25 protein-coding genes and 1 pseudogene are annotated in these 25,547 nt (G+C 63.5%); 9 read left to right on the forward strand and 17 right to left on the reverse strand.

The window, feature by feature from the left end; all coding sequences use genetic code 11:
* Positions 1–113: 113 nt before the first annotated feature.
* A complete protein-coding gene (locus BM222_RS41860; RefSeq protein ID WP_244546999.1) occupies positions 114–353 on the reverse strand; it encodes a hypothetical protein in 240 nt (79 codons plus the stop codon).
* On the opposite strand from BM222_RS41860, the gene BM222_RS43210 reads away from it, so the two are divergent.
* Both BM222_RS43210 and BM222_RS02895 read left to right on the forward strand, forming a co-directional pair.
* Positions 321–962 carry a Crp/Fnr family transcriptional regulator gene (locus tag BM222_RS43210; protein ID WP_502690863.1) on the forward strand — a complete coding sequence of 214 codons (642 nt, stop codon included), beginning with the start codon at positions 321–323 and terminating at the stop codon, positions 960–962. The two genes, BM222_RS41860 and BM222_RS43210, sit on opposite strands and share 33 nt — an antisense overlap.
* Before the next feature lie 455 nt (positions 963–1,417).
* On the forward strand, positions 1,418–2,245 hold the full coding sequence (locus BM222_RS02895; protein WP_092226745.1) for a hypothetical protein: 828 nt from the start codon (positions 1,418–1,420) through the stop codon (positions 2,243–2,245).
* A gap of 461 nt (positions 2,246–2,706) precedes the next feature.
* Here the strand turns inward: BM222_RS02895 and BM222_RS41675 are convergent, their stop codons facing one another.
* A complete protein-coding gene (locus BM222_RS41675) occupies positions 2,707–3,234 on the reverse strand; it encodes an ABC transporter permease subunit (protein WP_210188485.1) in 528 nt (175 codons plus the stop codon).
* A gap of 188 nt (positions 3,235–3,422) precedes the next feature.
* On the opposite strand from BM222_RS41675, the gene BM222_RS02910 reads away from it, so the two are divergent.
* Positions 3,423–3,662: a DUF1127 domain-containing protein gene (locus BM222_RS02910; RefSeq protein WP_092226746.1), complete on the forward strand. Its 240-nt coding sequence runs from the start codon at positions 3,423–3,425 to the stop codon at positions 3,660–3,662.
* Between the two features lie 76 nt (positions 3,663–3,738).
* Here the strand turns inward: BM222_RS02910 and BM222_RS02915 are convergent, their stop codons facing one another.
* The 4 genes from BM222_RS02915 to BM222_RS02930 all read right to left on the reverse strand — a co-directional run bounded on the left by BM222_RS02915 (position 3,739) and on the right by BM222_RS02930 (position 7,689).
* The gene (locus BM222_RS02915; protein WP_092226747.1) at positions 3,739–4,482 is read right to left on the reverse strand and encodes a sulfite exporter TauE/SafE family protein; all 744 of its coding nucleotides are present in this window, start codon (positions 4,480–4,482) and stop codon (positions 3,739–3,741) included.
* Positions 4,483–4,587: 105 nt separating this feature from the next.
* A complete protein-coding gene (chrA, locus tag BM222_RS02920) occupies positions 4,588–5,772 on the reverse strand; it encodes a chromate efflux transporter (protein ID WP_092226748.1) in 1,185 nt (394 codons plus the stop codon).
* Positions 5,773–5,822: 50 nt separating this feature from the next.
* Positions 5,823–6,683, reverse strand: coding sequence for a DUF1259 domain-containing protein (locus tag BM222_RS02925; protein WP_244546997.1), 861 nt, complete (start codon positions 6,681–6,683; stop codon positions 5,823–5,825).
* 187 nt (positions 6,684–6,870) lie between these two features.
* Positions 6,871–7,689 carry a chromate resistance protein ChrB domain-containing protein gene (locus BM222_RS02930; protein WP_092226750.1) on the reverse strand — a complete coding sequence of 273 codons (819 nt, stop codon included), beginning with the start codon at positions 7,687–7,689 and terminating at the stop codon, positions 6,871–6,873.
* Between the two features lie 310 nt (positions 7,690–7,999).
* Between BM222_RS02930 and BM222_RS02935 the strand changes: the two genes are divergently transcribed.
* Positions 8,000–10,090, forward strand: coding sequence for a LuxR C-terminal-related transcriptional regulator (locus BM222_RS02935; protein ID WP_177242966.1), 2,091 nt, complete (start codon positions 8,000–8,002; stop codon positions 10,088–10,090).
* Between the two features lie 32 nt (positions 10,091–10,122).
* Here the strand turns inward: BM222_RS02935 and BM222_RS02940 are convergent, their stop codons facing one another.
* Both BM222_RS02940 and BM222_RS02945 read right to left on the reverse strand, forming a co-directional pair.
* Complete coding sequence (locus tag BM222_RS02940) at positions 10,123–12,084, reverse strand: hybrid sensor histidine kinase/response regulator (RefSeq protein ID WP_177242979.1); 1,962 nt, start codon at positions 12,082–12,084, stop codon at positions 10,123–10,125.
* A gap of 122 nt (positions 12,085–12,206) precedes the next feature.
* Positions 12,207–12,632, reverse strand: a complete 426-nt coding sequence (locus BM222_RS02945) for a hypothetical protein (protein WP_092226753.1) — start codon at positions 12,630–12,632, stop codon at positions 12,207–12,209.
* A gap of 318 nt (positions 12,633–12,950) precedes the next feature.
* Here BM222_RS02945 and BM222_RS02950 point away from each other — a divergent pair, with 318 nt between their 5' ends.
* Both BM222_RS02950 and BM222_RS43215 read left to right on the forward strand, forming a co-directional pair.
* Complete coding sequence (locus BM222_RS02950; RefSeq protein ID WP_244546989.1) at positions 12,951–13,097, forward strand: hypothetical protein; 147 nt, start codon at positions 12,951–12,953, stop codon at positions 13,095–13,097.
* Positions 13,098–13,265: 168 nt separating this feature from the next.
* Positions 13,266–13,373 (forward strand): annotated as a pseudogene (locus BM222_RS43215) (L-2-amino-thiazoline-4-carboxylic acid hydrolase); the annotation flags it as partial.
* 32 nt (positions 13,374–13,405) lie between these two features.
* Here BM222_RS43215 and BM222_RS02955 read toward each other — a convergent pair.
* From BM222_RS02955 to BM222_RS02980, 6 genes are all read right to left on the reverse strand, one after another.
* Entirely contained in the window at positions 13,406–14,170 is a 765-nt protein-coding gene (locus tag BM222_RS02955; RefSeq protein ID WP_092226755.1) for a hypothetical protein, read from the reverse strand.
* 2 nt (positions 14,171–14,172) lie between these two features.
* Complete coding sequence (locus tag BM222_RS02960) at positions 14,173–14,370, reverse strand: hypothetical protein (RefSeq protein WP_092226756.1); 198 nt, start codon at positions 14,368–14,370, stop codon at positions 14,173–14,175.
* Complete coding sequence (locus BM222_RS02965; protein WP_177242967.1) at positions 14,367–14,810, reverse strand: hypothetical protein; 444 nt, start codon at positions 14,808–14,810, stop codon at positions 14,367–14,369. The genes BM222_RS02960 and BM222_RS02965 overlap by 4 nt, the downstream gene beginning before the upstream one ends.
* Positions 14,811–14,835: 25 nt before the next feature.
* Positions 14,836–18,255 (reverse strand): CHAT domain-containing tetratricopeptide repeat protein, encoded by a 3,420-nt coding sequence (locus BM222_RS02970; protein ID WP_092226757.1) that lies wholly within the window; start codon positions 18,253–18,255, stop codon positions 14,836–14,838.
* A gap of 492 nt (positions 18,256–18,747) precedes the next feature.
* On the reverse strand, positions 18,748–19,509 hold the full coding sequence (locus tag BM222_RS02975) for a hypothetical protein (RefSeq protein ID WP_092226758.1): 762 nt from the start codon (positions 19,507–19,509) through the stop codon (positions 18,748–18,750).
* Between the two features lie 15 nt (positions 19,510–19,524).
* Entirely contained in the window at positions 19,525–19,713 is a 189-nt protein-coding gene (locus BM222_RS02980) for a hypothetical protein (protein WP_092226759.1), read from the reverse strand.
* A 283-nt stretch (positions 19,714–19,996) separates the two neighbouring features.
* Between BM222_RS02980 and BM222_RS02985 the strand changes: the two genes are divergently transcribed.
* Positions 19,997–20,974 carry a DUF2336 domain-containing protein gene (locus BM222_RS02985; protein WP_092226760.1) on the forward strand — a complete coding sequence of 326 codons (978 nt, stop codon included), beginning with the start codon at positions 19,997–19,999 and terminating at the stop codon, positions 20,972–20,974.
* Positions 20,975–21,079: 105 nt separating this feature from the next.
* Here BM222_RS02985 and BM222_RS02990 read toward each other — a convergent pair whose 3' ends face one another.
* Positions 21,080–21,424, reverse strand: coding sequence for a DUF1491 family protein (locus tag BM222_RS02990; RefSeq protein WP_092226836.1), 345 nt, complete (start codon positions 21,422–21,424; stop codon positions 21,080–21,082).
* Positions 21,425–21,892: 468 nt separating this feature from the next.
* Between BM222_RS02990 and BM222_RS40850 the strand changes: the two genes are divergently transcribed.
* Entirely contained in the window at positions 21,893–22,054 is a 162-nt protein-coding gene (locus tag BM222_RS40850) for a hypothetical protein (protein ID WP_177242968.1), read from the forward strand.
* Between the two features lie 122 nt (positions 22,055–22,176).
* Here BM222_RS40850 and BM222_RS02995 read toward each other — a convergent pair whose 3' ends face one another.
* Both BM222_RS02995 and BM222_RS03000 read right to left on the reverse strand, forming a co-directional pair.
* On the reverse strand, positions 22,177–22,881 hold the full coding sequence (locus BM222_RS02995; protein ID WP_092226761.1) for a peptidoglycan-binding domain-containing protein: 705 nt from the start codon (positions 22,879–22,881) through the stop codon (positions 22,177–22,179).
* On the reverse strand, positions 22,874–24,703 hold the full coding sequence (locus BM222_RS03000; RefSeq protein WP_177242969.1) for a PAS domain-containing sensor histidine kinase: 1,830 nt from the start codon (positions 24,701–24,703) through the stop codon (positions 22,874–22,876). The genes BM222_RS02995 and BM222_RS03000 overlap by 8 nt, the downstream gene beginning before the upstream one ends.
* Positions 24,704–25,110: 407 nt before the next feature.
* On the opposite strand from BM222_RS03000, the gene BM222_RS03005 reads away from it, so the two are divergent.
* Positions 25,111–25,539, forward strand: a complete 429-nt coding sequence (locus BM222_RS03005; protein WP_092226837.1) for a DUF5330 domain-containing protein — start codon at positions 25,111–25,113, stop codon at positions 25,537–25,539.
* Positions 25,540–25,547: the final 8 nt, after the last annotated feature.

Genomic DNA, 25,547 nt, shown 5'->3' on the forward strand with positions numbered 1-25,547 from the left:
CCATTTTGCACTTGTACGCTCCGCAGCGCTTGCATCTAACTCTGCCCCGAACGGAGAACGTCGTCTTGCAGCAGATTATCGTTTCAATTGAGAGCACTTGTCAGCGAACTGGATCATCGTTTGCCTCGCGAAGCTAATCGCATGCTAAGGCCGCCGCCGGTCCGCAACACGCGAAATGAAGAAGACGGATACAACGCGGCGGGCCACTCGAAGTGACGCGCGTCGGCACAATCGGTAACCGCCTTTTGGCAACGCTGCCGCCGGCTGACTTCGATTTGCTGGCGCCCGCGCTGGAGACGATTGCGCTCGATCAGGACGCAGTGATCTCGCGAGAGGGTGACCCAGTCGACCATGTCCTATTCCCACATAGCGGTGCCATCTCGTTGATGGTCGGCTTTGCGGACGGCCAGACGGCAGCTACCGCCGTAGTTGGGCGGGAGGGAGCAATAGGTACTCTATCCGTGTTCGGACCGGCACCTTCGGGGCTCACCGCGATCGTCCGTGCGGCAGGTCTCGCCTCGCGAATCCCGGCACCGCGATTTCACGCCGCATTTAGCCAGAGCTCCGCGATCCGGTGCGCGATCCAGATTCACGTCAGGGCAATGCTGGTGCAGCTTCAACGCAGCGGAGCCTGCAATGCTCTGCATCCGGCGCAGGCGCGGATGGCCCGCTGGCTTCTCCACATTCGCGATCGCATGGACGGCGATGTCCTCCCGCTCACCCAGGAAGCGCTGTCGCAAATACTCGGTGTGCGGCGGACGACGGTGACGTTACTGATGCGCAATCTGCGCGCCGCCGGAGCGATCAGATCCGAGCGGCGGGGCCACATAGAGATCGACCGATCAAAGCTCGTAGCGGCGGCGTGCGAATGCCACGGCACCATGCGCCTTGAACTTGAGGAGGTCTTCTCGATGAATACGACCCGATCTGGCCCGCCTGATGGAGCAGGTGTGAGCGCTTGAGCGGATACGACGTCTTGGAACAAGCCGCCTCGATCCATTGCCGGGTGAGCCTGATAGGGGCGGTCTCCGCCTGGACACCAAGCCTTCCGGCCGTAATTTGCAGGCCGCGCGAACAGAGAGGGATTGACGCAGACGCCTCAAGGACGACGCGCCAGCAGGCGCGCCAAACTCGCCTTCCGCATCGGTGGGGGAAGCGTCCGGAGGTGATGACCAGCTTCGGCTTCGCCTCGGGCCGTTCCCGGTTATTTCGTACCTCTCCCGGCGAGAACATAGTTCTGCCTCGTCGGCTGGGTTAAACAGCAGGAATAGTTCAGGGGCGCGCCCTCAAAAAAACGAGGGTGTGACGTGCAGCAGGTCGCATGATTCATCCCTGCGAAGGGACGTCGGCTGCAAAAAATCTCTGCGTTTCGTTCAATGTCAGATCGTCGTACCGCGCGTTTGATACGGAGCATCCAATGGATTCTACGCTGGACGAGAAACTCCCGGAAGGGATGTTTGCGAGCTTGGAGGAGCAACTTTCGAATCTGACGCGCGAAGCCGGGGTCAATCCTTCGGGGCCGCCGACCAGCATGAGGACGTTTAGCCCTCGGCAAATGATTCAGGAATTGGCCGATTGGCGCTATCTGGCTTGCGTCGGTTCTCTGTTGGCAGCATCCGTCGGTGTCGCCGCATGGTGGTCGTCCTCAGCTCATACCGAAACCATCGCCCGCTCAGACCCGGCACCTTTGACACAGGCCACGCAGCCCCCGATCGCACCGGCGCCCGACCTGGCGCAGCAGCTCCAACCGATAGAGCACGATCTCGCCGCCTTGAGGCAAGCGGTCGCACAGCTCGAGATGAGGCAAGGACAATTGGTCCGCGACAATGAAAATGTCGCGAGCGAGCTCAAGGCGAGCCAGGCACAAATCGCACGCAACAACATTATCGTCGAGCAGATCAAGGCTAATCAAACACAGGCGGAGCGCGAAAGCGAAGCGGTTACCGAGCGGCTCAACGAAAGCCAGAGACAGCTGGCGCGCGTCATCGCCATCACTTCAGAGCCAAAGGTGAGCCCTGAACAGCCAAAGGTGAGCCCTGAAGAGCCAAAGGTCAGCCCTGAGGAGCCAAAGGTGAGCCCTGAGGAGCCGAAGGGCAGTCCCGAACAGTCAAAGGCAGTGCCCGAAACCCCAGTGCCGCGTCCGCGGCCGACCAATGTCGCCCAGGCACACAAGCCAATGCCAGCAGCGGCGCGACCGCAGGCGAGCAAGCCGCGGCCACCGACATGGCCATGGTCTCAGCGCTAGTCCCGACATTTGACGAGTATGATTTTTGAAACCTCAACCTCTCGCCGCTGTGCCATTGTCGTTCTCGGCGATCAGTGCGTGATCGCCGATACTCGCGAACAACGGCAGACCGGGCGGCTGCCATTTAAGTGCTAAGCTGCGCTCATAGGCGGCAGTTAAGGGAGACATCGGTACCGGGGACAAGTCCTGGGCAGTAGTGGCTCAGTCGGGTTTTGTCCGGGCACAAATCTCTCGGACCCTCGTCAATGTTCTTTCGAATTCCGATCGGAGATACTGCTCGTGCGCGAGATCTGTTGGCTCGGTCAGAAATGCGACCTTCACAAGGAAGCGGTTCAACAGCGACACAATTGGAAGATTGTCCGAGTATCGCGAACGCAGTGCTGTGAGCTGCCGACGCATCTCGATGAGATCGAGCGTTTCGTGATCCGTCTGCTTTTTCAAATCAAGCTCGCGCAAAAGCCCTACATCAAACGAAGCCGCCGCGCCGAGTATATTGGCGCAACGGCTTCGCCACGTTGGACCCGGACCAAGGGCAATGTCCGGTGCGGAGAGGTTAGCCTTTCGTGATCCCGGTGCAATCGAAGACGCGGGTTAAGCTTGATGTCGCTGCAGAAGGTTAAATCTGGAACAACCGCGGTGTGCGTCTTAACGCTTGCAGCTACTTGACGGCGCCGCCGGTGATGCCGGCGATGAAGCGATCGAGGAGCAGGTTGTAGGCAACAGCCACGCAGGGTGAACGTGAAGATCACCACCGTGAGGATCGCCGGTACCGACAGCGGGGCCGCCTTCTTGATGAAGGCGCCGAACAAGCTGCAGCCGTCGGCGATTGCGGCCTCCTCGATCTCGACCGGCAGTGCCTTGAAGAATCCCATCAGCAGCCAGGAACAGAACGGAATCGTGAAGGTCGGATAAACCAGCACCAGCGCGTGGCGCTCGAGCGCGACGGGCTGAAGGAACGGACGAAGTCGCTCGAATCCGAAACGTTCCATCTCGAGTCACGGGCCGCGGCTCGCGTCCGCGAAGCCGCTGCTGGTCGGCGCCGAGGTGGTCGCAATCGGCACAGCGGGATCGCTTGTAGGCGAAGGTGACGCATGATAATTTCGGGCTTCGGGCCACATACAACCGCCCGACGAGCTTTCGAGCCAAGCGTTGTTTCGCTCCACGACGGAGGTGAAACATGTCTTGCAATAGCGCCGTCGGCCCGGCCGACACATCCCTCGCAACCCACCGCCCTTCTCCAAATCCGAGCTGGCTCTGGAAGATCCCGCTCGCGATTTTGAACGGACTAGAACGGCGACGCCAATACAACGAGCTTCTCGATCTCGACGACCGGTTCCTCGCAGACATTGGTGTGACGAGAACGATGATTGCGGAGGCGCGGAAGTCTTCGTTCTCTGATTGGCGCGACAGTCGGTGATCTCAGGCCATTCCGTCGATCAGGCGCCGCACCTGCCGTGCGGGGGCGGTGCCTGCTCCTCTCCGCGCATTGACAGTTAGCGAAGAGAAGAAAGCGTCGATGCGATCAACGACACTCCGGCGAGCAGCAGCAGCGCCAGCACCGTCTTGCGGAAGGTCTCGTCATTGATCTTCCCGAACAGCCGGAAACCGGACCACAGGCCGGCAACCATGAAAGGCACACCCAAGGCATAGAGCGCCAGCGTCTCCTTCGTGATGCTTCCGGCGGCAGCTTGAGAGATCGAAATGACGACGAACGAAACGAACAACACGGGTTGGAACACAGCTCGCTGCAGATCCTTGGGCCAGCCGCGCCATTGGCAGGAGATCGTCGAGATGATGCCGCCGAGCCCGGTCAAGCCGCCAAGCAGCCCGTTCGCGATGCCGATCGCAATATCCGCGGCCGTGCCGATCTTCATCGGGGCGAACACCGGTCGGACCAGACCATAGATCGCGTAGACGATGAGCAAGACACCGACGCCAAACCGCAGGTAGGACGGGTTCAGATAGGAGAGAATGCCCACTCCGATGGGAATTCCAATGACAGTCCCGAGCGCAAGGGGCCAAGCCTTGCGCAAGTCCAGTGACCTGCGCAGCTTGAAGATGCCATAGCCCTGCGTGAGCAGGCCGTAACCTGCGATCAGAGACGCAGTCTGCATCGGCGTGATGACGTGCAGCCAGACACCGGATACGACCAATCCCATCGCGAAACCGGAAAAGCCGCTGACGAAGCCGCCCACAAGGGCGGCAAGCGCAAAAACGCTAAAGACGGATCCGTCCATAGCTCGCTCTCCCCAGGCGAGGTGACCAGCACTTGGATCGAGGTCCATCTCATGGGGAGGCTGCACATCCCCAAACCGTGAGCCATTTCACCGTGCGCATCGTCCTCATTTGAGGCCGGTCAGCACCCAGGCCGGCTGAAGAATCGGATAGGCGATCAGCCCAATGACCGCCGTGGCGGCGATCAACAATGGATTGCTGATCTTCCAGCGGAACAGCACGGCGAGCGACACGATGCCGATCAGCGCGGTCAGCCAGTCGCCGATCGCGATCTTGCCGAGCAGGAAGCTCGCCCCCAGGATGGTTCCGATCGCGGCAGCGTAGGCGCCCTTCACGAAACCCTGCACGTTCGGATTCTTGCGATGCCGCGCCAGCAAGGGCGCCACGATCAGGACGAGCAGAAAAGACGGAAGAAAGATGCCGACGGTGGACACGAGCGAGCCCCAGAAGCCCGCGACCAGATAGCCGACGAAGGTCGCCGTGATCACGACCGGCCCGGGGCTCATCATGCCGATCGCGACGGCCACCAGGAATTCGCGCTCGTTGAGCCAGCCATATTGCTGCACCAGCCCCTGTTCGAGGAACGGCACGATCACGAGACCGCTGCCGAAGGTCAGCGAGCCCGCCTTGAGGAAGAACAGCAGCAGCTTGCCGAGCGTCGAGCCCGTCGCAGCCGGCATCGCCGCGGGTGCAGCCGCCGGGATCACCGCAAGCTGGAGAGCGACCGGCGCGCGCTTGATGTGTCCGTAATAGATAATCCCGACGATCCCTGCCCCGATGAACAGAAATGCGACCTCAGCCTTCAGGATCACGGTCACGGCGAGACAGACCGCGGCGATCGCCCATTGCAGCCAGTCTTCCATGCCGAGCTTGGCGAGCCGATAGCAGGAATGCAGGATCAAGGCGATCACGGCGGGGCTGACACCATAGAAGATTCCGGTGACGGCCTTGAGATCTCCGAGGTGGACATAGAGCGCGCCGAGTGCAGCGACGATGACGAAGTTGGGCAGGATGAAGGCCCAACCACCGGCCCATGCCCCCCAGAATCCGCCGCGCAGATAGGCGATCAAGATGCCGACTTGAATGGCGAGCGGCCCCGGCAGCGACTGGCAAATGGCGATGGTCTCGCGCATCTGCTCCTTGGTGAGCCACTTCTTGCCGTCGACGAGCTCACGTTCCATCTGGCCGACCAACGCGACAGGTCCGCCGAACCCGAGAAAGCCCAGCCGCAGGAAATAGCGGACCAACTCGCCCATATTTCCACGCTCGATGTCAGTCGCTGTCGTCGTCATCACTTGTCCCCGTTACCGTAATATGCAGCCTACGGCCGCCGACCTTTGCCTCAACTCCTGGTGCTGGCCGTCTTGTCGAGCGCCGCCCGCAAGCCTTCGGCGAGCTTGACCGCGTCGTCGTTCGCCCAGAAATGCATGAAGAACAGGCGCGGCTGCTCGTCCAGCATGTGGCTATGGAGTGCGGTCACCTCGATGCCGTGTGTCCGCAACGCCAGGATCACCGGGTTGACCTCGTCGCCCGTCAGAACGAAGTCGCCGGTGATCGCGGCCTTGCCGCCGCCGGTCGGCTGAAAATTGATGCCGATAGCAACGCCCATCGGACCGACGGGCGTCAGCGGCATCCCCTCTTGCGTGATCGGGTCGCGCCGCTTCACGTTGAACTGGTACACGCCTCCATTCGCCTGACCTTTGACGCCGATGATCTGGTCGAGCTTCGCGGTGTCGAGATCGACAAATGGCGGCGGGCTCGTCGGGGCTGCGACGGTGAGCGGGGTTTTGCTTTCGGCGAGCGCATCGTGGATCGCCGAGGCCAGCTTGACGGGGTCGCCATGTCCGGCGATGTGCATGTAGAAGGTTGCCGGGCTCGCGCGCAGCAGATGATTGTGAACAGCGGTGATCTCGAGCCCGCTCGCGATCATCTTTGCCATCACCGGGTTGATCTCGCTCTCCAGCAGCACGAGGTCGCCCATCACCATGGCGCCGCCGTGAGCGGGCTTGAAAGCCACCCAGCCGCCGAGCGCCAGCGCCGGCTTGATCGTCACACCGTCCAAAGTCACGGAGAGGTCCGTGCGGGGAAAGCCGTAGCGGTGGACATCGTCGGAGACGACCGGCTTGCGGCCGAGCGTCTCGTCGATTTTTGGCCAGTCGACGCCATCCGCCGCACGGGCGGTCGAAACGAATGGCGTGAACATATCCCGGCTGATCTGGCCATCTGCGCCGACGATGGCGACACAGGCGCCAACCAGCAGCAGAGCTGCAAACGAGACGATCTGCTTCGGCATGGTTGCTCTCCCGGTGTTGCTCCCGCCCGGTTCCGTCAGTGTCGCCGCGCCCCGGGCGACGGCGGCACGCTGCAGCGAAAACGAACAGCCATATCCGTCATCGCTTGACCTTGTTGGTCGGCCAATTGTGCGTCTCGCTGGTGGCATCGCGGCACCAGCGATAGAACGCGTCGTAGAGCAGCATGCCTGCATTCAGCTGTTCGAGGTCGTCGTCGAACATGCGCGACAAGCCCAGCGAAGCGGCAAGCAGGCCTGGAGCTTCCGGAGAGAGATCGGGCCGCGCCGTGTCCGCGGCCCGCACCATCTCCGCGAGCCGTTCCATCGGCGGCGTCGACAGACCGAACTCCTGCACCATCACGTCGAAGGTGCAGCGTTCGCCGCGATGGCTCCAGAACACGTTCTCGATGTCGAACGGTGTGGCGTTGAAGCGCTCGGCCGTGGCCTCGACTTCCGCGGATGCCACGTACAGGAAGACGGCGGCCGGATCGACGAAGCGCCGGATCAGCCAGGGACAGGCAATGCGGTCGATCTTGGGCCGCGCCCGTGTGACCCAGACCGTGCGGCCCCGACCGTCACGCTTCGGGATTTTGTCCGTCGGAACTGTTGGAAGCTTCGCTTCCGTCCAGGCGAGATGGCCGCCTTCCAGGACTTCCGCCGCCACCTTGCCATAGCGGAGCCACGCGGCCGTTCCTTCGCTGAGCTTCTGCCCCTTTTGGCAGACGACGACCACGGACTGCCCCGTCAAGCGCGAGCTCCAGTCCTGAATATCGAGATGGGAGCGTCTGACCGCGCCGGGTATCAAGCGCGGATCGGCCGCGAAATCCTCGTCGACGCGGACATCGATGAGCGTCGGCGCGTTTGCCGTGCCGATCAGGCGGGAAAGTTTGTCGGGTGAGATAGAGGTATATGATGACATGCGGCGCCCTTGGTGAACAGGACGCGATTCTTTGGCATGTCGCCTCGCGGGGAGATCGCAATTCCCCGTAGCATGAATAAAGGCCCTGATGACCGGGCTGTCAACCCGGCTCCAGCCAAAAGAGGGCAAATCAACGGCCAGGATGTCCGTGATCCCGGCGTCGGGGCGCGCTCTCGTGGCACCTTCCCGAAGGTGGGGGCTTTTCCTCAGGAACCCCGAGGGATATCATACGTTGCCGCGCTGTTCTTGAAAGTGGCGCGCCGCTGAACTTCAAAACGCGTTCATTGAGCTGCAGGCGATGAAAGCGCACATGGCTCCCATCCGTTTGGTGATCGCAGATCGGCGCCCGATCGTTCTGCAGGGCTTTGACTCGCTGTTTGCGGCAGAGCGCGACTTCGCGATCGTCGCGTCGTGTCTCGATGGAGCCGGTTGCCTCAAGGCAGTTCGGACCTTGACGCCGGATCTGGTGCTCGTCGAGGACGGATTTTCTGACGTGACGGCCTCTGACTTGCTCGCGATCGTCAAGGCCGAACATATTCCGACACGGCTGGTCTTCTACACCGCATCCGTTGCCCATGGCGACCTCGCCGCCGCCATCGCAGCGGGTTCTTGCTGCGCGATTTCGATGCGCGAGGAGCCCGAAACCTTGGTGCAATCGCTGCGGCTGGTGGCACCCACGCCCGTTCGGACGACTGCCGGCCGGAAGAAAAATGGTGCGTTGGGCGAATATGAAAATGGAGCGGCGGCGCTGACGAACCAGGAGCGCAAGATCATGCGCCTGGTCGCTTACGGCATGTCGAACAAGCAGATCGCACGCCAGCTCAACGTCTCCCCGGAAATCATCAAGGCGCGGCTCGATCACATCTCGGCACAGCTCGAGATCAGAACCCGCGCCGAGATGGCAGTGTTCGCACTGTCGCGGCTTTACGGCGGAATCGGCGCGCTTGCGGCTTTGCTTTACGCCGCGCTGGACGACGTTCAGCCGGCCAACGCAGCCGCATTCGGCCACGAGCCCACCGATACGTTCACGATGATGACCCCGGACGGCAGCGCCGGCGTCATCACCCTCAAAATCAGCCCCAAAACGACGACGTCCGCTTCGGACAAGACGGCCAGATCCCTATTCAAGGGCGGCCGCATCGAGAATTCCATCGCTGAGACGCCGGCGCGGGCCAGCAAAGCCATCCAATCCAGTGTCGATAGTGCCTTCAGCACGATCACACTGCCGTCGGCCAGCTCTGCACGACCTGCCTTGAGCAGTTTCGGTAGTTTCATGATGACGGCGGCCGCGGTCTGGATTTCCGACCTGCTCAACAGCGTCGTGCATGCGTCCAACGTTGACGATAGCCTGACCGTTCTTGCATCAGCGACGGGAAGCGGTACGGGCGAACTGGCAACCCCCCATTCTCCCGTCAGTTCGCTTGGCAGCGTCGCTGCAAATCTCGACAGCCCCAACAACCTCGCCTGGTGGCATCCTGAAACAGACCATCAAGCATTTGCTTTCGTGGCCCCCCTGAACGATACCCTTGTCAGAAATGACGACACCCCTCGGATCATCGGCGCAGATGCGCGCGACGATGGCGCGGGCGGCAACGGCAATCCGCATGTCGGATCCGGATTCATCGACGCACCGATCGATCACGGCGGTTTCGAGCAGGTGGCCGCGACCGGCGTGCTTGGAAATACCGAACATGACGGAATGCAAGCGAGCGTGGCAGACGAGTCCAATCCCGCTCAATCGCAACAGGGTTCGCAGGGTGAGGACGGCGGCGAAGCCGCCAAGCAGGACGCCAAGCAGGACGGCAAGGAGGACGCAAAGCAGGACTTAGCGGACGACGATTCCACTCACGGACAATCGCAGCGTGATTTGAACGAATCGAAAGACGGCCCGGTTACTGCCACGCAGCATTCCAAGCACGACACGACGGGAGGCGGCTCCAATCCTGGGCAAACGCAGCCTGATTTACACGGTTCGCAAGGCCGTCCAGCCGGTGCCGGGCAGCATGCCGATGATGAGGCGAAGCCGGCGGGCGGCACGAATTCCGACCAATCTCACCGCGAGTCGCACCAGGCGTCTCAAGATGCCCCTGGAAACCCGCACGCGAGTTTGAGCCAGCACGCTGGAGCCGACGACCCAACGATCGATAACTCCCGTCAGGCCCACAAGACAGCCGCGCCGGAGCTTGGAGATTCCTTTCATTTCAAGAATGAAAATGCGGCTTCCGGAGCTTCAGATGTTTCTGATGTCCATGGTAGTCACGCACCGGATTTCGTTGACCATGGTCCGCACACAGCCGGTAACGACGTTCTGCCGCCCGTCCAGGCCTCCGACCTGATTGGCCCTCCAGGCGCGGAGCAAGCCGCCCTTCATCACGCACACGCGCACGATCTCTTCTTGTAGCGATCATCGTGCTCCCGCACGCGGGCGTTGCGTCATTCACCCGGATTTCGTCGATCCAGCATCTCGCGCACCTTCAGCGCCAGCTTGGCCTGAGTGACCGGCTTTTCCAGGAGATCGACGCCCTTATCGAGCCGTCCCTGGTGAACGACGGCGTTGCGCGAGTAACCGGTCATGTAGAGAATGTTGAGATGCGGCCTGATCTGCTGCGCTCGCCTTCCCATCTCGCGGCCGTTCATGCCGGGCATGACCACATCGGTCAGAACGAGGTCAACCTGCTGATCCTCCTGCAACAGGATGGTCAAAGCGGCCTGAGCACTTGCGGCAGATAAAACCCGATAGTTGAGGTCTCGCAGCACATCCGAAACGTAGCCCCTGAGATCGGCATCGTCTTCAACCACGAGAATGGTCTCGACGCTGGTGCCTTCCGCCATGAACTCGTCGGTTTCGTCCGGCGCTGGCTGCATATGGCCGAAGTAGCGGGGGAAATACATCTTGATGCTGGTCCCTTCCCCCACCTCGCTGTAGATCTTCACGTGTCCGCCGGACTGTTTGACGAAGCCATAAACCTGACTGAGACCGAGTCCGGTTCCCTGCCCCGGCTCCTTCGTCGTGAAGAAGGGCTCGAATGCATGATTTAGAACCTCCGGGGTCATGCCCGAGCCCGTGTCACTCACGCTGATCACGGTATACTGGCCTGCCGCGAGCTCCGGGTTGACACGCGAATAGTCTTCGTCAGCGGAGACGTTCGCCGCCTCGATGGTCAGCTTTCCGCCGTTCGGCATGGCGTCGCGGGCGTTGATCGCCAGATTGACGATGGTCGATTCCAGATGGTTCACGTCCGCTTCGATCTGCCAAAGGCCGGCGCCGCCGACTGTCTGCACCTCGATACGTTCGCCCAGCGTGCGTTGCAGGAACTCCTGCAGGCCGCTCAGGAAGCCGTTGAGGTTGATCGGCTTGGGATCGAGAGCCTGGCGGCGCGAGAAAGCGAGCAACCGGCTTGTCAGCGCCGCGGCGCGTTGAGCCCCACGCTTCGCGTTCGCCAGCGCGCGGTGGAGGTTGGGCCCTCCGATGTTGCGGCTGTTGCGTTCGGCGTTCTCGAGGTTTCCCAGGACGATCATCAGCAGATTGTTGAAGTCGTGGGCGATGCCGCCGCTGAGCTGTCCGACGGCCTCCAGCTTTTGGGACGCGACAAGCTGTTCCTGGACCCGCTGAAGTTCGTCCTGGGCCTGCTTGCGCTCGGTGAGATCACGCGTGACTTTCGCAAAACCGACGATCGCACCGCTCTCGTCGGTAATCCGGTCGATGACGACGGAGGCCCAGAAGCGCGTTCCGTCCTTGCGCATGCGCCATCCCTCGGCTTCGAACCGTCCGTTTTCGGCGGCCTCCGCCAGGGCCTTTTTCGGCACTTCTTTTTCAAGATCTTCGGGCGTGTAGAACGTGCTGAAATGCCGGCCGATGATCTCTTCCGGCCGATAGCCTTTGATGCGCTCGGCTCCGGGATTCCACGTCGCGACCCGCCCGGAGGGATCGAGCTGAAAAATGGCGTAGTCGACCACAGCTTCAACAAGGCGGCGATATCGTCTTTCGCTCTCCAGGAGATCGATATGAGCCTGCTGTCGTTCAGTGATGTCGCGCGTGACCTTCGCAAATCCGATCAGGGCGCCCTCCTCGTCGCGAATGGCGTCGAGAACGACGAGCGCCCAGAACCGGGTGCCATCTTTCCTGACACGCCAGCCTTCTGACGCGAAGCGGCCAGTCTCGGCGGTTGTTGCCAGCACTCGCTCGGGCAAACCCTTGTCCCGGTCTTCCGGGGTATAAAAAGTCGAAAAATGTTTGCCGATGATCTCCTCGGCGGCATACCCCTTGAGGCGCTCGGCTCCCTTGTTCCAGGTCCTGACCACACCGCCGATGTCGAGCATGAAGATGGCATAATCGACAATCGCGTTGATCAGCAGTTCGAGGCTGCGGGGATCTTCGCCGGATGTCATTTGCATGATCGAACTCAAGGGAGGGATTGGTCCAAACGCTTCGCATTCGGCAAATGTTCCTTCCGAACACACAATGGTACCGCTCACGGCGGCCGGCGATGGTTCAGCATGGCGTTGCGGTCGCGGTGCTAACGCTCCTCGGTCGGGTGCACCCATTTGTAGGGCGTGATGCTCCGCGTTGCGGTCAGCTTGATCATGTGAACGGGCGGCGCGGACCGTCCCTTCCGGCATGACCGGCACTTCAGCGAGGCCTCCAGCTTCCAGATCGGCGTGTCGCGCGGACGACGGATCGCGTCGAGCGGCAGGCTCGCGCGCGTCTTGCATCTGACGCACTCGACCTCGAGCCAGCCCAGGCCGCCGTTGAGACATTGCGCCACCGTCGGCGACGGCTGCGCGGGACCGCCGTAACCTTCCATGCGGACCGACCAGGCTTCAGCTTCGGCCCGGTCGGCCTCACGCACGGCCTTTTTCGCCTCTTCACGGGCGTGCTTGGCGGAGATTTCCGCGCCCATCATGCGGCCGCTCCAGATGACTTCGCGTGATTTGGTGCTCATGCCGCGATCAAAGCGACGCGGAGGCGCGTTGGCAAATTATCGATGGCTGGTAGGTCGGATCCTCAAGCCGGTACTGCGTATCGTGGGTGTGGACAACGGACGCTGCGGGTCGCGGGGGCCCGGTCGCGGCGCTCCACGCTCCGATCACCCGCTCCTGTGGTTCAGCGATCAAGGCGGGTAAGACTATCGACTCGGCTCACCAATCCAGGCCGAGGAGATCAGGCCCGGAGCCGTCCTCCCCTGAAGGAACCCGAAGACGCCGACTGCGTTAAGGCCGAAATGAGCCAAGTACGACGAAGAGTTCGGCAGGAGAAGACCTTGAGCGAGAGACTCGCTGAGGCAGCTCGCGAAGCGCGCGCGCAGGCAGAGCTTCTGCCGAAGGGGCAGCTGCGAGACGTTCTTCTGGAAAAAGCTCGCCAGTACGAGGCGCAAATACCCCTCAATGCTTTTCTAGGGCAGCAATGATCAATCCGAATTGCCGCGTGTGCGAGGGACAGGGTTGGGTTTGCGAAAAGCACCCGCAGAAGGCCTGGACGCGCACAGGCTGCCAGTGCGCCCCCGTTGCACGTTGCGAATGTCAGGTGGCGCTAGCCAAGACGACGCGTCTTGTGGCGACCGAAGCCTAGGCGCTACGCCTACGTTGTGCGCGGCGTCCATCTGGAACGGACGCAGACGCTGGCCGGCGGCGCCAGCCATTGCAATTTCCGCTTCTCGCGGCTCCCGTCCAACCAGGACGATTGACGCCCGAGGCCACAGCGCCCGTCGGCGACTTGCTATCCGAGCAAGCCCTTCAGGCCGGCATAGATCGAGCCGACCGCCGTCGCGGCGACGCCGGCCAGCGGGCCGACCGTCTGCATCAGATCCTGGATCAACCGCGCACGGCGGCGGAGCTGCTCCTCGCCGACATGCTGCCCGAGCAGGCGCGCCAGCCGAAAGGCGAAAGCATTGGGTTTCCCGCCCTGGCCTAGAACGCGCGGCAAAACCTGGAAGACCACGACTCCCAGAATGTTTCCGGACACGAAGGCCAGCAGGATACTTGCACCGTATTCGAACACTTCGCGCCATTCGACCCACACCGTCGGCAGGATCGGAACGCCATCGTGAAGGCCCGTCACGGTCAGCATTGCCTGGATGCTGACGCTGGCGAGCAGCAAGGCCAGCACGAGCGCTCCCAGCGCCGAGACCCGATGCAGGGGATAGGCTGCGAACCCGAATAGCAGGGGGACCACGATCGACGCGATCCGGAGCGGGATCGGAGAGAGGTTGAAGGTGATGGTGATCAGAATATGGGTGATCGTCAGCAGGACGGCCGGAGTGACGACGTAGAGAAAGGCATGCGTTGCGAAATAGCGCAGCGGGTTCTTGTAGCGCTCGAGCCGGACGTTGACGCGATCGAGGTCGCGCCTCAGCCTGTCCAGCTCGCCGACGATCTCATCGATCTCCAGAAGCGTCGGCCGCACGACGCGCAGATCGCGCGAGCAGTGCTTGCAGGCGATGGCCTCGTCCTTGATCGTCTCGGCGCAGAAGGGACACTCCATCGTCAGCGCGACTTCCTGCGCCGCATGAGGGCTTCGACCTCGTCCCTGGCCCGCGTCAGCTCGTCGCGCAGCTGATCCCGCTTGCGCAGGAGATCGTCGCGCTCCGCAATCAGCGTCGCAGGGACAGCGATGTCGCGCCCGCAGGACGCGCAAACCAGCGCTTTATCCGCATTCTCGGCCTGGCAGTAAGGACACGTCACTTCGGTGCGACCTTGAGGGTGAAGATGGCGGTGCCGGGCCGCCCGTCACTGTCCTTGATGTCGACCCGCACGGTGTAATCGCCGGGTGGCAATTCCGCATCCTGCATGTTGATCCCGTCAGCCTGCACGAACGGCTTGACCCGCGACGTCAAGTCGACGTTCGGTGTGCGGAGGAAGGTCACCTTGACCGAATCAGGATCGATCTTGGCGCCGCCGAACGACTCGAACTTCAGTTGAAGTTTCAAGGGTGAGGCGACCGATTCGCCTGGCGAGACGAACTCCACTTTCGGACCGCGCAGGATACCACGCCGGTCAGCCGCGACCGCCCCCTTCGGCGGTGGCAGCTTGGCTTCCTCCTCCGTGATCAATTGCGTGGCCCGCGACGTTCCCGAAAACAGGAGACCCGCCGCAACCAGCCCCAGCAAGACATTCCGCATCATTGTCCTTCCAACCTTCTCACGTCGATCAACGCACGCCGCCATCACCGATGATCGTATAGGGCGCCCAGAACAGCGGATGCGCATAGGCGAACTCGGTCTTGCCCTCGCTGTTCAGATAACCGGGACCATCGACCAAGGCCATCATCGCCTGCCGCAGCGCCTCGCTTCGCGACAGTTTTGGATCGTCGGCCTGCCGCTTGAACAGATCGGTCACCAGCTGCCGGGCCGATTGCGAATGCACCGACCAGTTCGTCACCAGCAAGGCCCGCGTTCCCGCGTAGAAGAAGGCGCGGCCAAGGCCGGAGGCGGCCTCGGCACCGGCGCCGGCGCCAGCGCCGGTGTTGCAGGCCGACAGGATGACCCAGTCGGCGTCGAGCTTGAGGCCCAGAATCTCTTCCATGGTCAGGAGGCCGTCTCCGCCCTCACCCGTCACCGCCGGGGACGACAGCGCGAGCGCCGGCTGCGTCAAGCCGTTGAGCTCGCCCGGGACAAGACCGTGCGTGGCGAAGGCGAGAATCCTGAAGCCGGAGAGATTCATCGTCTTGACGGCGGTCTCGGTCGCATTCTTCCCGAGGAACAGCACCTTCGAGGGATCTGCCTGCAAGGCCAGCGCGATCGATTTGAGCTCGTCGGCCGTATCGGGAAGGCGGGGCAAGAGGCCGAGCTCGGCGCTGTCGACGCCGTCGAGCTTCGGGCTGCTGCGGCGCTTCAGCGGCATGCCGCGGGTGACGTTGCCACCGACATCGGCCACCTGAACCTTGCCGTCGCTCACTTCGGCCTCGGCTTCCTGGTCCTTGTTGAAATAGGGATCGCCGAACGCCACGAGTTCGCCGCGGCCTGGCTTGCCCGGCGGCAATTGCCGCAGCGTGCGCAACGCGGCAGCCGATGGCACCGTCGAGACGGCGTGGGTCCGCGCCAGCCACGGCACGTTGCGATAGCCGACGAAGAGTGGATCCTCGTCCGCCGCCACCTCGACCGGCGCCGTCGGCAACAGCGACAGCGGCAGCAGGCCGAGCGCGCCGTTGGTCACCACGATCAAATTCTTGGCCGGCTTCCATCCGCTCTCGACCGGCTTCAGCAACAGCGCGTAGAGCTCGTAACCGAGCTCGAGATCGAACGGCGGAATGTCGGAGATCATCGCCGCCTGCGGCTCGAGCGCCTCGCGCAGCTTGCGGATCTTGGTCTCGATGTCTCCACTCCTGGCGTTGACGGCGGCGAACGCCACCGGGCCAGACTTCGGCACGGCCCAGACGAAGCTGCCGTTCTGTCCGAAATAGAACGACAGCATGGCTTCGTTGTCCGACAACGTCGCACGGATCTCCGCAACGCTCGGCGGCTTCGGCGAGACCAGATCGGCGTAAACAGGGAACTTCTGCTTGATCTCCTGGCGCGCCCTGTCGCGCTCACCGCGCAAGGCGGCGATCGACGCCTGGATCTGCTGCGCCCCCTTCTCGTCACGCTCCGCCGAAGGAATCGCGAGGACGTTGTTGAGCGTGCCGAGTTGGGCGTTGACCTGTTTCGTCAGATCCTGCTCTTTGCGGACGAGCTCGGCCAGCGCGGGATCTTTTGCCGCCGCACGCGCGCTGGAGGCCGCCAGCGCCTGCTGCACGGAGCGGCCGCGGATGGCATCTGCCAGACTGAAGGTCTCCTCACCGACCGCGCCGCCGGTGCCCTCGGCCCGCGCGAACAGCAGCAGGTAACTCTCGACGATGGTCTGCAGCCGCTGGCTGCGCGCGGCCACCACGGTGGTGTTCTCGTCGTCGGCATTCTCGTTCGCGTTCGCCATCATGATGGGAATGGCCGCCTTGAACTCCCGGATGGCGTCGGCATCGCGCCGCGCGCGCATCAATCCGATCGCCAGGGTGCCGCGCGCCGAAGCCGCATCAAAATGGTTCTCGCCGACCCGCCCGACCTGCTTCTTGACCAGTTGCTCGGCGGCGGCGATGCCGGCGTCGAGCTGTCCGGAATTGTAGAGCGCGAGAATGCGCCCCGGATTGAGCTCGATGACCTGGCGGCGCTGCGGATCCCAATTGGCGATAGCCTTGTCGATCCGCGCGAACATCTCGTTCGCTTCGGCATTCTTGCGCCGCAGGTTCAGAATGCCGGCGAGCTGCGACAGCAGCTGCACGGTCGACTGCGAGTCATCAGGCACGCCGACCGTCTTGTTGATCTCGAGCGCGACGCGGCCGAGCTGCTCGGCTTCCTCGTAACGGCCCTCGTCGACCAGAACGCCGGCCAATCCCATCACATAGCGCGGCATCACCGGATTATACTTGCCGGTGTCCTTCAGGCGCGACAACAACGCCCGGCGCGCATCGACCTCGGCTTCGGCGAGCCTGCCCTGCCGCGCCTTCATGCGCGCCTGGTTCAGAACCATGAAGTCGATTGACTGCAAGACGACGGTTTCAGCGGGAGGATTATCCGAGTCCATGATGCCCTTCATGCCGGCGCGCTTGCGCTGCTCGGCCAGGCGATAGGAGACTTCGGCTTCGCTGAACTGGCCGCGCGCCTCGAAGATCATGGCGCGGGCGGCCTCGATTTCCGCCTCCCAATTCTGCCCCAACTTCGCATAAGAGGTCCGCCATCCGGGGAGACCGCTGGTGCGAGCCTCCTGAATGCCGGCCAAGCTGCGGCGAAGATAGGCTTCGGCCTGCGGGATGTCGCCCATTTGAATGAGAATGCCGGCGATCGAGCGATTGGCGTTGAACAGATACCCCTTCGCGCCCGGCATGGTGGCGACCTCGCGCAACTGCCTCTGCATGATCTCGAGTGCGCGCTTTGGATCGCCGACGGTCGAATATTGCAGGGCGGCAAGCTGCGTCAGGCGACCCATCATGCTTGCGCTGACGGCGCCGCGTCCCACCTCGACGGCCTTGTTGGCGTCAGTGATGGATTCGGCAAGCCGTCCAAGCTGGGCGCGCGCATTGGCGCGATCGAAATAGAACTGGGCGAGATCCTCGCGGGACTCCTTGCCCGTGGGCGTCGAATCCGCATCCGCCTTCAGTTCCGCAATCAGCTTCTCGTTCGGCTTTTCGCTGTCGAGAATCGCGGTGATGTCGGAAATGGTGCGCGGCGGCGCGATGAAGTCCTTGGGCAGTGCGGTCCCTGCCGCCAGCTTGGGGGCCTCTTCCTTCGGCACCTCGACGGCGATGTTGGCGCGTCCGTTCGCGGCATTGAGGGCAGCGATCACGCAAGCGCGAACCTGCGGTTTGGCCTTGGCGCGGCACCCCTCGATATCGGCACCGGCCTTGCGACCGCCCTGGGCCTGCATGCAGGCCTGCACGATCGGCTTGCCGACGCTCATCCGGCAGTTCTCGAGCGCCGCCTCCTTGGTCAGCGCGGCGGCGGACCCGGTCGATCCGAGCAGGACCGCGAGGACCAGCACTTGTCGCGGGAAGGTGACATCCAGGCGGCTCTTAAACGGACTCGCGGCGTCCAAGCTCATCTCGAAGGGCCTTTTGGTGAAATCACTTGAAGAAACGCGATAATTTTACCCCTATTGCCCGGAAGGACAATCACCAATCAGTAGGATGGCGGAATGCTCAAGAGGGTTGGCAGCAGCGAATTTGCGGCTGTCGCGAGCCTTTATCCCGGCTGCTTCCGCATCACGACGCAGCAACGGCCGCCGTTCGATCTGGTCAATGAAGATGTCTCACGACCATGGCTGGTCCTGACGGGCGATGCAGATACCGAGACCCCGGCCCAGGACTGTCTCGACACTCGCAGTCCCGAGGCGCGGCGGCGCTCCGGTCGAATGGCATCTCTATGCCGGCACACCACATTGCTGGGACTGCCGGCAACGCGACGGCTTGCGCAAGATCGACGTCCGCGGCGATCAGGTCGAGTACCATTTTCGCGAGGACGTGACAGACGATTCCCGGCGCAGGCCGTTCGAGTTCCTCGATCGCCATGCCAGGACGGCCGTAACAGCCGAGGCTCAGCCCTTTGACACGACGGCGCGGCCGTAGGCGGGTTGCGACTGAACCGGGGGATTGGCGGTCTGGGCGGCGAGTTCGCCGATCAGACGATCGGCGTCGGCGGCCATGCCGTCTGGCGCCTGGATCACCAGCCGCTCCAGCGCCCAGCGATAGGACGAGACGCGCTGCTCGAGGGATAGCTGCACCCACTGGATGATCAGCGAATTCTCCTGCATACGCGCGACCGCGTCCGCCTTCTCCCTCGGCGACAGCTCGGAAACGCGCGCCATGCTGGCCTCGCGCTTCCTGTCGAGATCGATGACGCGGATCGCCGAGGCAAAGAACGGTTCAAAACGCGTGATGTCGTTGCGGACGTCCTCGATCAGCTGCGCATAGCGCGAGGCGTGCGAGCGATGCGGCTCATCGATCAGCGTGCGCCCGTACATGGTGCGGTCGAACACGACCTTCTGGCGCCATGGCGACGGCAAGGCCTGGTAGTCGCCGAACACGCTCTTCCAGGCCGGTCGCGACAACGGCGGCTCGATCATGGGATAGGCGAGGTCGCGAAGCTGACGCTCCTCTTCGGTGAGCTGGAATTGGGACGCCTGCAGGCCGAGGCTGCCGGTGGCTTCAAGGCCAAGCCAGCGGTGCATGTCGTCGCTGCGCATGTCGGCGCGGGTGCGGCCGAAATCACCGCCGCTGCACGCGGCAAGCGTCGCGCCCAAAGCTGCGAGCAGGATGGCCGATGCGAGGTTGCGAACCTGGCGGATGGAGTCCGGCATTGCAAAAACCGCAACCTAGCGGCGACGGCGACGGCGCCCCGGCGCTGTGCCCGCTTCCGGCCCACGATCGCCGCTGGTCTCGTCCGCTTCGCGCTCGATGCGGACGACGGGAAGGATCAAAATCGTTCCCATGTCCGCGCGCGGTGTGACGTCCCCCGACGAGCCCACCCGGCGACCGGCCGGAAATTCGATGATGGTCCCCATGTCAGCTCTCTCAATTGCCGCGCGACCAGCGTGCGCCCCTGCAACATGACGGTCATTAGGATCAGTTTATGGTTAACGGGATGTAAACACGGGCATTGGACCGTAACCGCACGGGCCGGGCCCCGTCGCCGTCCCGCGAGCCGCAGGAAATCGCCGTCCCGCGAGCCGCAGGAAAACGGTCGAAATGAGCGGGTTTGCTTCACACTTCGTTTTCCTTAAGGAGCCTTTAAACGAAGCGCTGATAGGCTGAGGCAACAGATGTTCCCGAGTTGCGTACGCCTCCATGACCAAGTCGCTGTTTCCCGGATTCGACGGGCTGATGACACTCTCCCGCCGTGAGGGCGTCGATGTTCGCCCGACGCTGCTGCGCGTGTTGACCGATCTGTATGTCCAGGCCAGCGCCCACAGCGAGGACGAGCAGCGGCAATTCATCGAGCTTGCGACGCGGCTGATCGACCAGGTCGACGACGCGACACGCGCTTCCGTCAAGGCGAAGCTTGCGATCTATCCGCAGACCCCCGTCCCCGTGCTCCAGAAGCTGGGGCTGGTCGCGGCGCAAGAAGGCCGCAGGGTGCCGCTCGCGCGCGCAATCCCGAAGCCGGCGCCCGTCCCCTGGCCTGCCGGCACGCCAACCGATGCGGAAGCGCGTATGGCCGCCGACATGGCGATGCAGCCGAAGGAAGCGGCCGAGATCCACGACATGTTCTTCCGCGCCGATGCGGGCCAACGTGCGCAGATCCTGCACAATCTGGCGCAGTCGCCGCTCAAGGCCGCGCCGCGGATTCCGACCGTGCACGCCAAGCGCGCGATCCAGATCCTGGAAATGGCCGCGATTGCCGGCGACGTCGAGAGTTTCACCTACGAGCTCAGCGATACCCTGATCCTCTCCTCACGAGTCGCGGCGCAGATCGCCGACGATGCGGGCGGCGAGGCGCTCGCGGTGGCTGCGCGCGCGATCGACATGCCGAGCCCGAACTTTCAGCGCATCCTGCTGTTCTTCAAGCCCGCGATCGGCAATTCCGTGAACGAGGTCTACCGGCTGTCGCGGCTCTATGATCGTCTCAGCGACCGCTCCGCGCTGGTGATGCTGGCCGCATGGCGCGGCTCGACGCTCGCCGTCACGCGCGCCAAGTATCAGCCCTCGCTGCACGACAGCGAGCGCCAGCGCGCCCGCGGCACGTCGAGCCAGTCGCGGCCGAGCGTGCAGCCCGGCTCGAGCCCGGCCGTGCGCACGGGCAGCGGCGGATCGTCCGAGAGCTAGGAAGCGCACTGATCGCCTGGGCAGGATTCCGCGGGATCAGCATGGCATGCCAATGGGCGTCGATCAGGCGGGTCGCGGCTGCGGCTTAATGAGTCCGCGCGCAAGTCAGCTCTTGGCCAGATCGAGGAAGTGCCGCCCCGCCCGATCCTCGGTCTCCACGATCCAGGCATCGGGGTCGAAACGGAGCTCCTTGGTCAGGCGCTCTTCGACGGCAGGCTCAGGAACGGGCAGCGGCGCGATCGGCACGAAGAAGCGATCGACCGGCCGGCCCTCGTCGTAGACGGTCTGCGGCGCCGGCACATAGAGCATCGCGTTGCCGTCGAGCAGCGACACCTTCACGAACACCGCGCCCGCCTCCTCGGCGCCGCGACGGCGCACCGCGCCGAACACGCCTTCGGTCTGGCACCGCCGCAGGTAAGCTGAGACCCAGATATTTGATTTCAAACGCATGAGCGCACGATAGGCCAGAGCTGTCATCAGTGCTAGGCCGTGTACCGCATAACCGCTGGCGCCCTGGATTTGCAGGAGGACGGCTGAGCCCGCGGCCGGCGGCCAGAGACCGAGACAAGCGCTTTCGGTCGGCGACAGCCTGCCTAGTCGGGCCTTCACGACCTCACGCACCCTGACTTAACGCACGTTGACATAGGTCAAGCTCGCCGCGGCAGAGCCTGTTGGATTCGAACGAGCAATCGACAGCCGACTGCCAAGTGTGAGGGGCATGATGCCTGCGACCGTTCGTATGCTGGCGTGCTTGTCGGTGCCGGTGGCGCAGACGATTGCCGTCGCCCAGCCGGCTCAACAACCATCCGCAGTGGCCGTTCGCGTTGTGACGGCCGAACGAAAGCCCGTGGGCTGCCGGCGGAAATACCCATCATTGTTCGCCGCTGAGACAGCGGCGCAGAGACTAGGAGCAAAGCCATGGCAGGCACCAAGAAGCTCTCGGTAGAAAAGGCGCTCGACAAGCTCAGGCAGAAGGATGACGTTCCCAAGTCGAAGACGACCAAGCGCAACGAGAAACTCGAAGCCTTGAACGAGGAGATCAGACGCATGCGGGCACAGAGGCGGCGGCTGGATCGCTAGTTGGCCCCGGGATAGGATTTACCGCAGAGCCTTCAATCTATCTTCGGACACGTTCGCCACCACCAGACACCCGGGATTCAAACTCCTAAACTGGGGGCCTCGAGCCTTGTCTAGGACGACGATCATTCGACGGGATGACCGATCGCGGCAGCAAGCTCGCGCAGCAGGCGGTCTGACACCTGGCCCGTGGCGGGTATCTTGTGCTGGCGCTCGAACGCCTGGATCGCCGCCTGGGTCTCGCCGTTCATGGCGCCGGTGATCTTCAAATTCCCGTAGCCGTATTCGGCGAGCGCGCGCTGCACGCCGGCGAGGCGACGCGCGGCCGGGCTTTGCTGCACCGGGATCGGCGCCGGCGGACGGGCGATGGCGACGGCGGGCGCCGTCGGTGTGGTCGACTTGATGACCAGATTGGTCATGGGATCGCCCCCGCGCGGCGTCGACGCCGTCGTCTCGGCGGACTTCTCCGACGTCCTCTCAGCCGGCTTCGGCTCGACGCGGAACTCGGTGGCTTTGGGCTCGAGCGGCGACGTATCGGCGCCGACGGGGCGCGGGCGCGGCAAGGGACTGGACAGCGACACAGGCGACGGCGCGGGGAGATTGATTACGGTGCCGAACATCGGCGCCGGATGCCGGCCGGTCTGCAGAAAGAGCGCGTTCGCCACGATGGCGCTGACGGCGGCTGCGGCGACCAGACCGGCCAGCGTGTCCTTGGGACTGTGCAAAAGCGCGCGCATCACGAGATTGCGCTCGGTCTCGACATCCACGACCGCGGCTTTGGCACCACGGCGGCGCGGAGCGGCTTCGTCCTTGGCAGACTTTCTAGGCACTTTTCTTCACCAGAGCAGATTGGTCCTGAACTTCATGACGCGGCAGCGGCGTCAGCGTCGCGATCTTGCTCTCGACCGGCTTCGCCTGCGGCGGCGTATAGACGAGCGGCAGCTTGACGGTGATGGCGGTGCCCTCGCCGAGCTTGCTTTGTACCGTCAATTCGCCGAGATGCAACGTCACGAGGCTTTTCACGATCGAAAGGCCGAGGCCGGTGCCTTCGTGCCGACGCTCATAGGTCTTGCCGCACTGGAAGAACGGCGCGCCGATGCGCTTGAGATCGTCAGGCGCGATGCCGACGCCGGTATCGCTGATGCGCAGCGTGAGCTGCACGGCGGATGCGGACGCGGACACCGTGACCTGACCGCCGCGCTCGGTGAACTTGACGGCATTTGCGACGAGATTGAGCACGATCTGTTTGAAGGCCCTGGGATCGCCGGTCATCAAGGGCAGATCCTGCGGCGCATCGGTGATGAGATCGATGCCGTTCTCGCGCGCCTTCAGCGCCAGCAGGTTGCAGCAATGCATCAGCGCGGCGCGCGGGGCGAACGGTTCCGACGAAATCTCGAAATTGCCCGATTCCATCTTGGACATGTCGAGGATGCCGTTGACGACCGACAACAGATGCTGGCCGGAGGCGTTGATCAGCTCCGCATATTCCTTGCGCTGGCTCGCGGCGAGCATCAAGGCCTGCTCCTGCGCGATCATGTCGGAGAAGCCGATGATGGCGTTGAGCGGCGTGCGCAACTCGTGGCTCATCGTGGCGAGGAAGCGCGTCTTGGCAGCGTCGGCGGCTTCCGCCGCGCTGCGCGCCTGGTCGAGCGCCTGCTCGGACAGCTTGCGATCCGTGATATCGCGCATCACGCCGACGACTTCGGCCTCGCGCGTGAGATCCCGGCTCAGATCCTGATCGAACGGCCGGCAGCGCATCTCGACCCAGATGAAGTCGACCTGACCACGCTCGGAGCCATCAGGCTCGCGCCGCAGCCGGAATTCGACGCTGCGTACCTCGCCGCGCGCGGCATCCGACAGCGCCGTGAGATAGGCCGGACGATCGGCGACATGGACACGATCGAACAGGCCGTGGCCCTGCAGCTGGGCGACGGGCACGCCGAGCATGGCTACCGCCGCCGGGGAGATGAACTGCACCGCGCCATTGCGCTGATGCCGCGAGATCACGTCGCTCATGTTGCGCGCCAGCAGGCGATAGCGCTCCTCCTCGCGCGACAGCAGCGTGACGCTGGTGCGGGCGAGCGACTCGGCGCCGAAGGCGAGGCCCGCGGCATAGAGCGTTGCGGAAGCAACGCCGAACGCCATCATCACGCCGCGTTCCGCGCTTCCGAATTCGCCGGCCGGCAGCCAGCCGACCTGGCTGAGCAGGATCAACAGGCCCGCGCAGGACAGCGCGAGCATCGATGCAAAGGCGGCGACGCGACGCGAGGCCGACAGCGCGGCCTCCAGGGGAACCACGACCAGCCAGATCGCAGCGAATGATTCGATGCCGCCGGTGGTGGCCGCGATCGCCATGATCAGGCCGGCGAGCGCCAGCGACGACAGCACATGGGCGCCTTCGTAGCGACCGGTGCGCGACAGGAACCAGGACAAGAGGATCGGCGCGATCAGCCAGGCGAAGGCAGCGACCTCGATCGCGCTCGGCGCGCCGCGCAGGACGAGATAAACGGGAAATGCGGCAAAGGCGGCCAGGCTTCCGAGAAGCCGCGGCGCCATGAAGGCCCGATGGCGCGCACGCGTCAGCGCGTCGGAACGCGCGGAGGGATGCAGCAGCGCATCGAGACAATCGCGGATGATACTCAAAACTGTCACGGGTCTCGCGCTTCGGCTCAATCGTCGAGAAGACGCGCCGGAACGCCTCCTTGTCGTTGAGCACCGTGTCAGAGCGACCTTAAACGAGTGCTAAGGCCGATCGGCTCGCTGCCGGACACGATGTCGTCACGCGGCTTTTTAGACGATTTGGCGGCGTCTTCGGCCGGGATGGTGAACACAGGGTTTCGCCGTCCCGCTCATGGTTTCGAATTGGTGGAGATGCCGCCCGGACAACCACGGTGGCCGGAATCAATCGAAAATTCACGAGGCCTCGATCCGCGAAGATTTCTGCGTAAATTTTCTGCGAATTAAGCTCAAGGCAATCACTTGCGATCTATCGAGAGTTGCTAGGCCGCTGGCGCCGCGCGGGGATCGCCGCGGGCCAGATCCAACAGACAGGTCGCAAGATGCGCTTTCTGCTCCGCATCACATTCTGGCTCGGGCTGGTGCTGGTGCTCCTGCCGCGGGACAAGACGCCCGAATCGGAGAAGCTGCCGAATATCGGCGCTGCCGACGCCGTGCAGGCCGCGACCGCGGCCGTCTCCGACATGAGCCAATTCTGCAAGCGTCAGCCGGCGGCCTGCGAGGTCGGCGGACAAGCCGCGACCATCATCGGCCAGCGGGCGCAGGACGGCGCGCGCAAGATCTACCAGATCATCAACGACAAGAAGGAGCAGATCACCAACGAGAAGAACGACACCAAGAAGGCGCCCGACCACACCGGCTCGATCACGGTCGCCGGTGAAGGCGATGCAGTGACCACCGAGCCGCCGCGCGACACGCTGACCCAGGACGATCTTGCGCTGGAATGGCACGGCCCGGAGACGGCCAATTAGGGCTGGAA

Source organism: Bradyrhizobium sp. Gha (assembly GCF_900113735.1).
GTDB lineage: Bacteria > Pseudomonadota > Alphaproteobacteria > Rhizobiales > Xanthobacteraceae > Bradyrhizobium.

What these genes read in the sequence shown, in the direction of transcription:
- BM222_RS41675 (WP_210188485.1), bottom strand. Translation starts at nt 3,234, where the DNA reads ATGGAACGTTTCGGATTCGAGCGACTTCGTCCGTTCCTTCAGCCCGTC.
- BM222_RS02975 (WP_092226758.1), bottom strand. Translation starts at nt 19,509, where the DNA reads ATGCCGGACTCCATCCGCCAGGTTCGCAACCTCGCATCGGCCATCCTG.
- BM222_RS02930 (WP_092226750.1), bottom strand. Translation starts at nt 7,689, where the DNA reads ATGTCATCATATACCTCTATCTCACCCGACAAACTTTCCCGCCTGATC.
- BM222_RS40850 (WP_177242968.1), top strand. Translation starts at nt 21,893, where the DNA reads ATGGCAGGCACCAAGAAGCTCTCGGTAGAAAAGGCGCTCGACAAGCTC.
- BM222_RS02895 (WP_092226745.1), top strand. Translation starts at nt 1,418, where the DNA reads ATGGATTCTACGCTGGACGAGAAACTCCCGGAAGGGATGTTTGCGAGC.
- BM222_RS02935 (WP_177242966.1), top strand. Translation starts at nt 8,000, where the DNA reads ATGGCTCCCATCCGTTTGGTGATCGCAGATCGGCGCCCGATCGTTCTG.
- chrA (WP_092226748.1), bottom strand. Translation starts at nt 5,772, where the DNA reads ATGACGACGACAGCGACTGACATCGAGCGTGGAAATATGGGCGAGTTG.
- BM222_RS02970 (WP_092226757.1), bottom strand. Translation starts at nt 18,255, where the DNA reads ATGAGCTTGGACGCCGCGAGTCCGTTTAAGAGCCGCCTGGATGTCACC.
- BM222_RS02980 (WP_092226759.1), bottom strand. Translation starts at nt 19,713, where the DNA reads ATGGGGACCATCATCGAATTTCCGGCCGGTCGCCGGGTGGGCTCGTCG.
- BM222_RS02990 (WP_092226836.1), bottom strand. Translation starts at nt 21,424, where the DNA reads ATGCGTTTGAAATCAAATATCTGGGTCTCAGCTTACCTGCGGCGGTGC.
- BM222_RS02940 (WP_177242979.1), bottom strand. Translation starts at nt 12,084, where the DNA reads ATGCAAATGACATCCGGCGAAGATCCCCGCAGCCTCGAACTGCTGATC.
- BM222_RS41860 (WP_244546999.1), bottom strand. Translation starts at nt 353, where the DNA reads ATGGTCGACTGGGTCACCCTCTCGCGAGATCACTGCGTCCTGATCGAG.
- BM222_RS02965 (WP_177242967.1), bottom strand. Translation starts at nt 14,810, where the DNA reads ATGATGCGGAATGTCTTGCTGGGGCTGGTTGCGGCGGGTCTCCTGTTT.
- BM222_RS03005 (WP_092226837.1), top strand. Translation starts at nt 25,111, where the DNA reads ATGCGCTTTCTGCTCCGCATCACATTCTGGCTCGGGCTGGTGCTGGTG.
- BM222_RS02955 (WP_092226755.1), bottom strand. Translation starts at nt 14,170, where the DNA reads ATGGAGTGTCCCTTCTGCGCCGAGACGATCAAGGACGAGGCCATCGCC.
- BM222_RS02915 (WP_092226747.1), bottom strand. Translation starts at nt 4,482, where the DNA reads ATGGACGGATCCGTCTTTAGCGTTTTTGCGCTTGCCGCCCTTGTGGGC.
- BM222_RS02925 (WP_244546997.1), bottom strand. Translation starts at nt 6,683, where the DNA reads ATGTTCACGCCATTCGTTTCGACCGCCCGTGCGGCGGATGGCGTCGAC.
- BM222_RS02985 (WP_092226760.1), top strand. Translation starts at nt 19,997, where the DNA reads ATGACCAAGTCGCTGTTTCCCGGATTCGACGGGCTGATGACACTCTCC.
- BM222_RS02945 (WP_092226753.1), bottom strand. Translation starts at nt 12,632, where the DNA reads ATGAGCACCAAATCACGCGAAGTCATCTGGAGCGGCCGCATGATGGGC.
- BM222_RS02910 (WP_092226746.1), top strand. Translation starts at nt 3,423, where the DNA reads ATGTCTTGCAATAGCGCCGTCGGCCCGGCCGACACATCCCTCGCAACC.